This is a genomic window from Tamlana sp. 2_MG-2023 (genome assembly GCF_030548465.1).
GTDB lineage: Bacteria > Bacteroidota > Bacteroidia > Flavobacteriales > Flavobacteriaceae > Pseudotamlana.
On the sequence record NZ_JAUOSF010000011.1, the window covers coordinates 1 to 12,942 of the forward strand.

General features: G+C 34.1%; 5 protein-coding genes. 1 reads left to right on the forward strand and 4 read right to left on the reverse strand.

Going from position 1 to position 12,942, the window contains the following annotated elements; translation table 11 throughout:
- Positions 1 to 710: 710 nt before the first annotated feature.
- The 4 genes from Q4566_RS14735 to Q4566_RS14750 all read right to left on the reverse strand — a co-directional run bounded on the left by Q4566_RS14735 (position 711) and on the right by Q4566_RS14750 (position 11,069).
- A complete protein-coding gene (locus Q4566_RS14735; RefSeq protein ID WP_303422791.1) occupies positions 711 to 3,278 on the reverse strand; it encodes a T9SS type B sorting domain-containing protein in 2,568 nt (855 codons plus the stop codon).
- Between the two features lie 1,424 nt (positions 3,279 to 4,702).
- The gene (locus Q4566_RS14740; protein ID WP_303422794.1) at positions 4,703 to 8,182 is read right to left on the reverse strand and encodes a T9SS type B sorting domain-containing protein; all 3,480 of its coding nucleotides are present in this window, start codon (positions 8,180 to 8,182) and stop codon (positions 4,703 to 4,705) included.
- Positions 8,183 to 8,983: 801 nt separating this feature from the next.
- On the reverse strand, positions 8,984 to 9,727 hold the full coding sequence (locus Q4566_RS14745) for a S8 family serine peptidase (protein ID WP_303422799.1): 744 nt from the start codon (positions 9,725 to 9,727) through the stop codon (positions 8,984 to 8,986).
- Between the two features lie 133 nt (positions 9,728 to 9,860).
- Positions 9,861 to 11,069: a glycine zipper family protein gene (locus Q4566_RS14750; protein WP_303422802.1), complete on the reverse strand. Its 1,209-nt coding sequence runs from the start codon at positions 11,067 to 11,069 to the stop codon at positions 9,861 to 9,863.
- A gap of 400 nt (positions 11,070 to 11,469) precedes the next feature.
- Here Q4566_RS14750 and Q4566_RS14755 point away from each other — a divergent pair, with 400 nt between their 5' ends.
- On the forward strand, positions 11,470 to 12,876 hold the full coding sequence (locus Q4566_RS14755) for a S8 family serine peptidase (protein ID WP_303422804.1): 1,407 nt from the start codon (positions 11,470 to 11,472) through the stop codon (positions 12,874 to 12,876).
- The last annotated feature ends 66 nt before the right edge of the window (positions 12,877 to 12,942 follow it).

Sequence of the window (12,942 nt, forward strand, 5' to 3'; positions counted from 1 at the left end):
AGCCCCAAGAGAATTAAAAACAGTAATTTTAAACTAGTTTTAGAAAATTAAGCAGTTCTAAAATGGGGAAGCTTACACCCAAAACAGAAAGATAAAAGTAGACTCAAAAAAACCAGACGCTTGTTTATTTGAGATTGTTTTCTTCATAATACTAAGATACATTTAAATTAAAGCTTATTGATAAAAAACAAAAATGTCTATTCTATCTAAAGTATTCAAATATTATCAATAGAAAGTTGATTTGAATCAATGAAAAATTAATAAACTTCTGCAAAAGAAATTCTTATATAAACTATTATTCAACTCTTGGATTTTTATTTTTGAAAATACTGGTGGTATAGTAGGATTTCAAAATGAGGATTGAACAAACTTATCCTGTTTTTTTTCTTTAAAAATAATTCTTAGGCAGTTTTCCTTTATGCTTTAAATCAGTTTTAATGTTGTTTCTAGTAACAAAAAATTGATTCTTATTGATCGAAAAATTACATCGGAACCTACAATTTAGTTTTAAACTATAGTTATTGATTATGCCTTGTAAACAAAGTTTTTAAGCCCTGTACCTTTATTAAAGGCATTAAACTTAAATGCTCTATAAAATTAATTCATTCTATTGGAATTATGAATGTATCAAGTTAAAAGGCTACCAAATTGGATAGCCTTTTATCACTTGATTGTAATTAACTTAAAGGAATGAATAAGCCTTTCCTAATTTATCTTTTTAAAGTGACATGTCCTGTAATTTTTTTTCCATCCACAATTACAACATACCAATAATCGTCTGTTCGTTGTTCTGTTCCATTGTATCTACCATCCCAAGAAAACGAGTTATTAATCACATGTTTTAATAGTTTTCCATATCGATTGAAAATAGAAACTTCTGAGCTTCCAAAAAATTCAAGACCTTTTATTTCGAAAGTATCATTGAACCCATCATGATTTGGGGTGAAAAACTTAGGAATATAAAAATGGAAATGCTCTCTAGTATCTACGTCATTACAAAACGCTTCTTTTACATGGATGGTATATAAGCCAGCTGGTATATTATAAAAAATATTACTAGATTGATATATATCCCCCTCTAAAGAATATAAGAAATCCCCATTGGTAGTTGTGTTTATAATTATTTTATCGGCATCCGAAACAACAGATTGAATACTTGGTGCAGCTATTGGAGTAACGTTATAAGTTATTTCGCTAACTATACAACTACCATCTGAAATCTGTACTGTGTAAGTCCCTCCAGTAGTTACGTAAATACGATCACTAACTTCACCAGTACTCCATTTGTAACTTGGATTACTTACCACAGTTGTAGCATAAAGCTCTAAAGCTTGATTACTACACAATTCGAAATTCAAGGTCTCAATCTGTTTAGAACCAGTAACCAACCATGAACAAGTTGATTTATCAAATTCTGCGGTTTCCCAGCATTCTAAACCGGTTGGCTCAATTGGTTTTGTCCCAGAAACTACCCAAGTACAAGTACTGGTATCGAATGTGGTTGCTTCCCAACACTCTATGTTTGTTGGTTCACTTGGTTTCCCCCCAATTACGTCCCAAGAACAAGTGCTATTATTAAATGTAGCGGTTTCCCAACACTTTATAACAGGCTGCGGATCTTGCGTAACAACAACATTAATGTTACGGGTCACATTACAACCAGAGGCTATTGAAGTAACTTCTACCGTATAATCACCATCTGTATCTACAGTTAATGTTTGGTTTGTTTCAGATGGGGATATGACCGTACCATCTTTTGACCACACATAGGTGTAATCTGTTTCTGAACTACCATCAGCTATTCCGGCATCTAGAGTGGTTGTTGACCCAGAGCACATTGTAACATCTTCACTACCATCGGTATTCGTTCTAATATTTGGCAGGCCATTCACAACAAAATCTATAATTCCTGTGGAAAAGCATAAATGGGTTGAATTTGATTCTATACGAACGTTTACTTGTTGCGTTCCCGTAACGAACGGATTAGGTAATGGACTCGGAAGCGGAAGTCCGTTTTCATCAGTATAACTAATAGTCATACCCATTTGACCATTTAGTAAAGTGCTTTCAAAGGTTGAAGTATCAAAAGCATACACCCCGTCTTGAAGTAATGGATCAACCTCATCATCACATGCTGTGGTTAAAGTTGAAGCTATGGGGGATATTTGTACATCTACTGCCTTAACTTCATAGTCTAAAGATAAGTTTTGACTATTCACTGAAAATTCTAATCTATATTTTTGGCTAAGTTCAGCTGCTATAATTTGTAAATCCCCGTTAGTCGCTCCAGGAATTGCTTCGTAAGCATTAGTGGTTGTATTGAGCTGATACCATTGGAGCCCAGATATCCCTGTAAACTCAAAAATAGGGAATGAATTTCTATTTGCTGTATCATTGGGTGCATCGTTCCATTGCATCCCTCTCGCTTGAAAATCGAATTGAGCATAATCTTCATCATTAATCCCTCCTACTTCATATAATTGATAAGGGGGTGTTAAACCTGGCGCATCTCTATAATCATTTGGTTCATTGTTACTCCAATTTCTATACCCCATTGGCGTTCCATCAATCCAATACCAACCGGTTTGATTGACAGTATCATCAAAATCTACAGCACTTGCAAATTGTTTTAAACCCAGCCAAAAAGCGTTAGCATCGCCAGGATCTGCAAGGCCTAAATTCGTTAACGCATTAAATACAAAACTTTCTTCCGAAGTATCATTTATGATATACATCGCAGCTCCCGGAATAGCATTTATTAAAGTATAAGCATCCTCCCAAGACATTTTATCTTCTTTCACAAAATAACTAGAGTCACCATAATCTGTAATTTTTGTTAATCCCAAACCAATACCATTTGTATTTTCAACTTCAAATTGCTCGTTTGTCAAGAGGTCCTTTGCTGTTATGGTTACCTGTTCTCCCATACATACATCATTGGGTTTATCAGCTTCAAGTGAAGGGCTGATTTCATAAACAATAGTTTGTAAACGAGTTCCAATATTTGCTGCCGGTATAGTTTCGAGATAATAAATTTGCCCGCTTACAAGGGGTTCATTAAGAAGTAATAAATTACCTCCGCTAGGCGCATCATACCAAGTTGCAGTAGCAGCAGTAGGCAAGTCAATAACAATTAAATCATTAACAGTAAAGATTTTTGCAGGTGTGTTTTGATATGTAAATGTTAATTCTACTTTGACATCTTGGGACCAGATGCAAACAGGTATTAATAAAAAAAAGACATATAAAAACATCTTTTTTAAGTTAAATTTAATCATGGTAAATATAGGTTAGGAAAATTACATCTGAATAGATTAGACATAATTAAGTTGTTTATGCATTAAAGTATAAACGGAGGAGTTTCGAGCATAAACATTTACTAGAAATCACATAATTAAGAACCGACTTGTGATTTCAGCAATCAAACTTAAGAATATTTTTCGTATTCCAGTTGACTTTTCAACAAAAAAGTTAATTTTTTACTACTAAAGGGTAATATCTTGTATTTATTTAACGAATTAATGCTTTAATTTTATGACCTCATATGGAGATTTTTTTTCTTGCTGAAAAAAGAAAACCGTAAGCAAATAATAACCATTAATTTATCTTTTAAACCTTAAATATTTTAATCAGAAAGTAATTCTAAAAACACATAAAAAAATTGTATCTAGTAATTAGAGAGTTAGATCCGAAAAAAACATAACATAAGATAACATTTTCTAACTACTTCAGCTCTAGTCTAGTTTGTATTTATTGACTTACAGTTGTATACTATAATTTTATGATAAGCACAATAATTAACCCAACCAAATAAAACTATGAAAAACAATAAAACTACCGTACCATGCTTATAACCCTAAACCCTAAACTTTTTAAGTCACTGTAAATCAGTTGATTTAAAAATAATTCTAATAAAAATCAAATTATAATAATCTGAGGATTTTCGAGTAGCATGTAAAAACAGTTAGTTTACCGACTTAAGGCTATTTTATGAACATGCTAAACACAGTATTTACACCAATGAATTTAACTGTTATTTTTATATAAAACACTAGTTTACGAACACTTTGGCATACATGAATATGAAGTTATGATATTCGTTAAGTTTTTTAGTTACACCCTTTAAAAACGGATGTAAATTATTTGTACTAAAAAAAGAAACTCCCTGAGATTCCTCCCCGGGAGTTATGATTTCAGGACCAATCCTAATAAAACAACGGAGGGTTTTATCCCAAATAAGAAGGCTAGCACTTTTTATTATTTAAGTAGTTTATATTTTATTTCTTTATAACTCGTATCACTTCTTTCCTTTTTCTGCAAAGGTGAATTATGAATTGAGCCAAGTTTTTGAATACTCCTCAAATAAATCTAAGATTTGATTATTTTTAATGTTTATAATTTTTAGACAGTCTTCTTTTCTACTTAGAATCATAATGTTGTTTCTAGTAACAAAAAATTGATTATTATTGATCGAAAAATTGCATCGGAACCTACATTTTAGTTTTAAACTGTAGTTATTGATTACGCCTTGTAAACAAAGTTTTTAAGCCCTGTACCTTTATTAAAGGCACTAAATTTAAATGCTCTACAAAATTCATTCTATTTGAATTATGAATGTGTCAAGTTAAAAGGCTATCCAATTGGATAGCCTTTTATTACTTGATTGCGATTAACTTAAAGGAATGAATAAGCCTTTCCTAATTTATCTTTTTAAAGTGACATGTCCTGTAATTTTTTTGCCATCCACAATTACAACATACCAATAATCGTCTGTTCGTTGTTCTGTTCCATTGTACCTACCATCCCAAGAAAACGAGTTATTAATCACATGTTTTAATAGTTTTCCATATCGATTGAAAATAGAAACTTCTGAGCTTCCAAAAAATTCAAGACCTTTTATTTCGAAAGTATCATTGAACCCATCATGATTTGGGGTGAAAAACTTAGGAATATAAAAATGGAAATGCTCTTTAGTATCTACGTCATTACAAAACGCTTCTTTTACATGGATGGTATATAAGCCAGCTGGTATATTATAAAAAATATTACTAGATTGATATATATCCCCCTCTAAAGAATATAAGAAATCCCCATTGGTAGTTGTGTTTATAATTATTTTATCGGCATCCGAAACAACAGATTGAATACTTGGTGCAGCTATTGGAGTAACGTTGTAAGTTATTTCGCTAACTACACAACTGCCATCTGAAATCTGTACTGTGTAAGTCCCTCCAGTAGTTACGAAAATACGATCACTAACTTCACCAGTACTCCATTTGTAACTTGGATTACTTACCACAGTTGTAGCATAAAGCTCTAAAGCTTGATTACTACACAATTCGAAATTCAAGGTCTCAATCTGTTTAGAACCAGTAACTAACCATGAACAAGTTGATTTATCAAATTCTGCGGTTTCCCAACACTCCAATCCTGTTGGTTTGTCGGGTTTTGTTCCAGAAACTATCCAGGCACAGGTACTAGAATCGAATGTGGCGGTTTCCCAACATGCTAAACCTGTAGGTACTACTGGCTCCCCTCCTATGATATCCCAAGAACAAGTCGTATTATTAAAAGTTGTAGTTTCCCAACAAGATAAACCTGTTGGTTCATCAGGTTGAGTACCTGTAACAACCCAGTCACATATTCCCGAATCGAATGTGGCGGTTTCCCAACATTCTAAATCGGTTGGTGGATTTGATTGTGCATCCACTACGTCCCAAGAACAAGTCGAATCATTAAATATGGCGGTTTGCCAACACTCCAAACCTGTTGGTTCATCAGGTTGAGTACCTGTAACAACCCAATCACATATTCCCGAATCGAAGGTAGCAGTTTGCCAACATTCTAAATCGGTTGGTGGATTTGATTGTGCATCCACTACGTCCCAAGAACAAGTCGTATCATTAAACATGGCGGTTTGCCAGCATTCTAATCCTGTTGGTTTGTCGGGTTGTGATCCAGAAACTACCCAGGTACAAGTACTAGAATCGAATGTGGCTGTTTCCCAACAAGCTAAATCTGTGGGTGCTAATGGCTCCCCTCCTATGATATCCCAAGAACAAATCGTATTATTAAAAGTTGTAGTTTCCCAACAAAATAAACCTGTTGGTTCATCAGGTTGAATACCTTTAACAACCCAGTCACATATTCCCGAATCGAATGTGGCTGTTTCCCAACATTCTAAATCGGTAGGTGGATTTGATTGTGCATCCACTACATCCCAAGAACAAGTCGTATCATTAAACATGGCGGTTTGCCAGCATTCTAATCCTGTTGGTTTGTCGGGTTGTGATCCAGAAACTACCCAGGTACAAGTACTAGAATCAAATGTGGCAGTCTCCCAACACTCTGTAACTGGTTCTGATTCTTGCGTTCCTGTTACATCCCATGTACAAGTTGTATCATTAAATGTTGCGGTTTCCCAACACTCTGTAACAGGTTCTGTTTCTTGGGTTCCTGTTACGTCCCATGTACAGGTTGTATTATTAAATGTGGCGGTTTCCCAACATTCTATAGCAGGCTGCGGATCTTGTGTAACAACAACATTAATGTTACGGGTTGCACTACAACCAGAAGCTATTGAAGTAACTTCTACAGTATAATCACCATCTGTATCTACAATTAATGTTTGGTTTGTTTCAACTGGGGATATGACCGTACCATCTTTTGACCATTCATATGTATAATCTGTTTCTGGACTACCATCAGCTATTCCGGCATCTAGAGTGGTCGTTGACCCAAAGCAGATTGTAACATCTTCACTCCCGTCAGTATTGGTTTTTATCTTTGGCAACGCATTCACTACAAAATCTATAGTCCCAGTGGTAAAACATGAGGCATTTGAATTTGATTCTATACGAACGTTAATTGATTGCGTTCCTGTGTTAAGTGGATTAGTTAATAAAAGTGGAAGTCCGTTTTCATCAGTATAACTAATAGTCATACCCATTTGACCATTTAGTAAAGTGCTTTCAAAGGTTGAAGTATCAAAAGCATACACCCCGTCTTGAAGTAATGGATCAACCTCATCATCACATGCTGTGGTTAAATTTGATGCGATAGGGAATATTTGTACATCTACCGCTTGAACCTCATAGTCTAAAGACGAAGTAATACCATTTACTAAAAATTCTAATCTATATTTTTGGCTAAGTTCAGATGCTGTAATTTGTAAATCTCCGTTAGTCTCTCCAAGAATTACTTCATAAGTATTAGTAGTTGTATTCAGCTGATACCATTGCAATCCTGATATCCCAGTAAACTCAAAAATAGGGAATGAATTTCTATCTTGACTATCATTAGGAGCATCATTCCATTGTACCCCTCTAGCTTGAAAATCGAATTGACCATAGTCTTCATCATTGATACCTCCAGCATCATATAATTGATAAGGGGGTGCTAAGCTTGGCGCATCTCTATAATCATTTGGTTCATCGGCACTCCAATTTGTATACCCCATTGGCGTTCCATCAATCCAATACCAACCGGTTTGATTAACAGTATCATCAAAATCTACAGCACTTGCAAATTGTTTTAAACCCAGCCAAAAAGCGTTAGCATCGCCAGGATCTGCAAGGCCTAAATTCGTTAACTCATTAAATACAAAACCTTCTTCCGATGTATCATTTATGATATACATCGCAGCTCCCGGAATAGCATTTATTAAAGTATAAGCATCCTCCCAAGACATTTTATCTTCTTTCACAAAATAACTAGAGTCACCATAATCTGTGATTTTTGTTAATCCCAAGCCTATACCATTTGTATTTTCAATTTCAAATTGTTCGTTTGTCAAGAGATCCTTTGCCGATATAGTCACCTGTTCTCCTAAACATACATCATTGGATTTATCAGCTTCAAGTGAAGGAGAGACTTCATAGACAATAGTTTGTAAACGAGTTCCAATCCCAGCTGCCGGTATAGTTTCGAGATAATAAATTTGCCCGCTTACAAGGGGTTCTGTAGGAAGCAATAAATTACCTCCACTAGGCGCATCATACCAAGTTGCAGTAGCAGCAGTAGGCAAGTCAATAACAATTAAATCGTTAACAGTAAAGGTTTTTACAGGAGTGTTTTGATATGTAAATGTTAATTCTACTTTTACATCTTGGGACCAAATGCAAATTGGTACTAGTAAAAAAAAGACATAAAAAAACATCTTTTTTAGGTTAAATTTAATCATGGTAGTAGGTTTAGTTTGTTGGGGTTGGCATCAAACATACATAGACTTTAACTTACATACTGCACGTGTTAAAACTTACAATAATTAACACTTTGTACTCAAAAGTTAAAATTTTAAGATGTTATCCTTCCAAAACTACTTAGATTTTAGGGTAGATGAAAAACCAGGAACTAGATTAAAACTAGACTTTTACTGATTTAACATAAAAAAACCTAGACCAAAACCAAGAATAAACTTACAGGTTTAATTTAATCTAGTTATAGAGACTTTTCCTATTAATTCTATTTTATCTTCTATTATTTACATCTATTATCCTTAGCTTTTTGTTTTTTACTACATTTATTAATTCTTCTTAGCTAAAAGCACGACCTGCTCTACTAAAATTAAAGTAAGATCTAATAACCGATCACCGTATTATTAACTGTTATTTTTTGGTCTTAGGAAACACGAGTAGCAGCTCCATGCGTTTCACAATGAGCACCACAACTCCCTTTCAATTAAGTCATAAATACATTTGAGGCTGAATAGTTACCACCTTTTGTTCTTTTTCAGAAATGTTTTAAAATGTATTCGGCCATAGTCGTTATCATATTAAAAACGGGCACTTTTAAATACACAAATAGATTGATGAACTTATTTCTCGATGCAAAAAGGAACAGATATATAGTCAAGCCACAACTTGTTAATCACTGCTACCATAATCTCATCAAAAAGATATAAGCTAGTCAGATATCAATAACCTTTAAATCTGAATACAACTAACACATGCGCTCTTATACTTTTGAAATTCCCTTAAATTTTTCAAATATGAGCAATTTTACGAGCAATAAGACCACAAAAAATAGCCGCAGCTTGCGAAGACCCACTCATTTCACAATATTTAGAATACTTATCTGCACTAATAATAGCTTCACCTGGAGTAAAAACATCAACAAGACTTCCTGTGTAACATTCTGGTAAAGCTAATCCATTTCTATCCATAGCAGAAACACAAACTACTTGCGGTATGCTGGATGGAAAAAGTGGTAAACTCCCGCCATGGTTACCGGCTGAAGCTATCACTATTATCCCTTGATTCAAAGCTAACTGGATTTGATTTTCTATAATCACACTGTGTTTTGTTCTCCCCATGGTAATCAAAATGATATGAACTTCTTTTTTTATCAGCCATTTCAAAGCCTCAACCATTGCTTTTTCGGTGTGTTTTGGTCCTTTTCTATAACGCCCCACTACCTTTGCAGCATAGAGTTTGGCATCTGGAATAAGGCCAACATGAACCCCAATATCATGCCCCACTAAAAGAGCGGCACAATGGGTGCCATGTCCTAACTCATCTACTGCATTTGAACCTCCCGAAAAATCCTTGGCTATTAGTTTGGCTTTGGCGAAACATGGATGAGACTTATTTACTCCTGTATCTATGAACCCTACTTTTATAGATTTTGTTTTGGCTACACTAGGCAAAGTGCGTAAAAACGAATCTGTATTTGGCAAGTGATATGGCCACAGTTTCAACAATTGTGAAATATCGTTAATGGTTTTCATATATTTTTAAGTTTTGATAGTACTATTTTATAGTAGTGACTATAATGTTAAAAAAATAATGCCATACTTTTTTTTGTATGACATTATTTCAAAGCTAAGTTTTACCTACCTTTAGGTTATATTCGTTATGCTGTTAAGAGAACAATCTCCAATAATATTCTATATAATAATGCCCATTATGCCCATAAAAATGAGCAGTTCTATAGCTAGAAGTAGTATAGCCCCAGGTTCCATTCTTAGTCCATCTGGCACCATAAGATGGTACGGTACAACTAATGGTTTTTGGTGGAAAAATATCATCTTTCCACAATTTGATAAACCATTCAATAACTTTAGCAACAGCGTAACCAATAGCTGCTCCTATTACAGCCCCTAACGGTCCTAATGCTGATCCTACCGCTCCTCCTACGGCAGTAGCAACCGCCTCTGTAACACTTTTACCAACTTTATCCCAAAGTAATTGTAAAAAATCAGACAAACCATTAAAATCCTTCTCCGCTAATATAAAAGTCAGGTAGTAGGATTTTGGCCAGTTGCTACCGCCTTCCCTCATACTGAACCAATGCCATTGCTTATGGGGACTGTACCATTTGGTATCTCCGTCATTAAAGGAATTTCCAACCCTAAATTCAGGAATCTTTTTAGTATCACCAGTTTCATCAACTGAAGTTCCAGCAAGCGCGATTTCGTCATCTCCATAATATTCCCCTTCTGGATCAAAAATACTAGCCCTACCTGTTTCATCTACACATTTTACCCTACGTATATAAAGCGCTAACTTGTCTGTAACTGCTTGTGGTTGAAAATCGTCTAACTGGGTATTTTCATCTTCTGAAATCTGACCAATATCACTAAAAAGTCGTCCGCCACCAGTAATGGCATCAATAGAAGTGATATTATGCGTATTTAAAATTTCACTTTGACCTTCAAGATATTTTTTAATTTCAACGTCAGATAAATTTAAATTCTTAGGTACTGTCCGTAAACCTAGCAGCTTACGCTCTATCTTTAATGGCTCTAATTTGTTAACAGCAGCTTCAACGTTTTTAACATCAAAGATGTTTATTTTACCCAAATCACCATATACCCCACTACGAACTTCTTGGGATGCCTTAGCTAGCGGTGTTACCTCCTTTTGAATATTTTTGATTTTAGTCTGATCAAAAGTTTTTAGTCGTTGTAGCATAATACTTTCAAAACTATCTTTTTCAGCTTTAAAACTAGGGTCGACAGATACTTTCTCTGCAGCTAAAATAGCTGTGTTTGCAACTCTATCTGCAATTTTCTTAATCTCGCTATTTGCAAGAGTTACTGTGTCCTTAATAATAGGTTCTAATTTCATAATTAAAAATTTAAAATGTTAATGTTTAGAAGGCTTGTGCACGTACTTCTTTGTTTATTAGTTCTATCTAGGAATAAAAGGTTAACATGAAATCAAAAAAAAAGTAAAAAAAGAGTACTTACTCATATTTCCTGTTTGATCTTTTGGTAAAGTACAAGTGCAATTCTGGAGGGTTTTAGAGCACAGAAATTCGCTCCAGTTAAGTTCATTAAATAAAATTCTTATTAAATATTTTAGAAAGGGCTTTCCTCTTTTCCAAAAGAAAATTACTACCTTCACAAATCTATCTATCTGATTTATAAAACAAAAAAAACTCTTATAAAGTAACATCTAATTAATTATAAATGTTAACCATTTAATTTTATTGAACACTAACCAGTAAATTAAATCTAAAACCATTATGAGAAAAATATCCTACCTACTTTCACTTTTAAGTCTAGTAATGTTTCTTTTAGCGCTGACCAACTGCAAGGAGATTAAAGGTTTTTCAAAAAAACCAAACCCTACCGAAGAAGGTAACCTACCTACTATTAGGCCAAGCCGTATGTCAATTTCCTCTCCTGAAGGAGGATATAAAGAAATAGTAGTATCAGGAGATAGTGCTACTTTACAACTAATTGCAGACAGCCTTGGCATACAAAATATCAAAAGATGTTCTTGCGATGATGATATTATGCTTTGGAATATACCAGATACTTTAAATATCGAAAACGCAATAGGTACTGTTAGAAGAAATTCTCATAGTGGTGTTAAAGGTGATGTAAATATCGAAATCGTATTACCTTCCCGATCAAAAGAAGTCCAACTTATAAAACAAGATGAAATTCGAGCAACAATCAATCCTAATAACGGCGAATCAGTAATAGTAATTATTGATACAGGATTGGAGATTCAAACTTTAATTGATGAAGGTAATTTCAAATTGCTTCAAACTGATAAATATAATAATGCTATTTGTGGTGATAGTATAACTTCCATTAATGGAAGTTATGGTTGGAATTTTATAAATAAAAATACAGATTTAAGTGATTTTACTCAGCACGGAACATTAGTAACAAAGAATATTCTAAAAAACGTGCCCAATTCGGATAAGGAACAATTTCAAATTCTACCATTAAAAGTTTTTAATAACCATGGAAAAGGAAACTACTGGGAAATTGTATGCGCCTTTAGTTATATAAATAAGATTATAGAAATGGAAGAAGCTGTAGGGAACAAGATAGATATTGCTATTGTTAATGCTAGTTTTGGAGCCACATTGGCAGAGACATCTTTTAATTTTTCTGAGGATTTTTTAGTCCTTAAGGATTACATAGACTTGTTGAATGAAAAATCAATTGTTGTGGCCTCTGCTGGAAATGAACGAAGAAATAATGATACCCTTCCACATTTCCCATCTAGTTACAACTCCAGTCTTTCTTTTAATACGGCTTCCATGCAGCCTTCTAATAATATAGTTTCAGTAGCTGGTTATGAGAAGGATAATTATGGTTCTTTGTTATTAGCGACTACTGAAATAGCTACAGTTGGTTCAAATTACGGCATAAAAAGTGTTGATTTGGCTGCTCCATGGTCCTATATACTTGAAAGTAAAATACAAACCCAAGGAATTGTAGATGCGGTAAAGTTCCAAGTTGAAGGTACGTCTTATGGAGCCGGTTATCTTTCTGCTAAACTTTTAAAATTCGGGTTGGAGCACCCTAACCTTAGAGGTCATTCACTTTTACATTCATTTCTATATGAATCAAATATTGTTAAAAGACCGAATAATGGTTTACCCGTTATAGATTTCAAGTATATAGAATAACTCCAAAAACAACTATATTTTACAGTCATAAGATTGGCAAGCAAGCGGAATTAAACATTCACATTT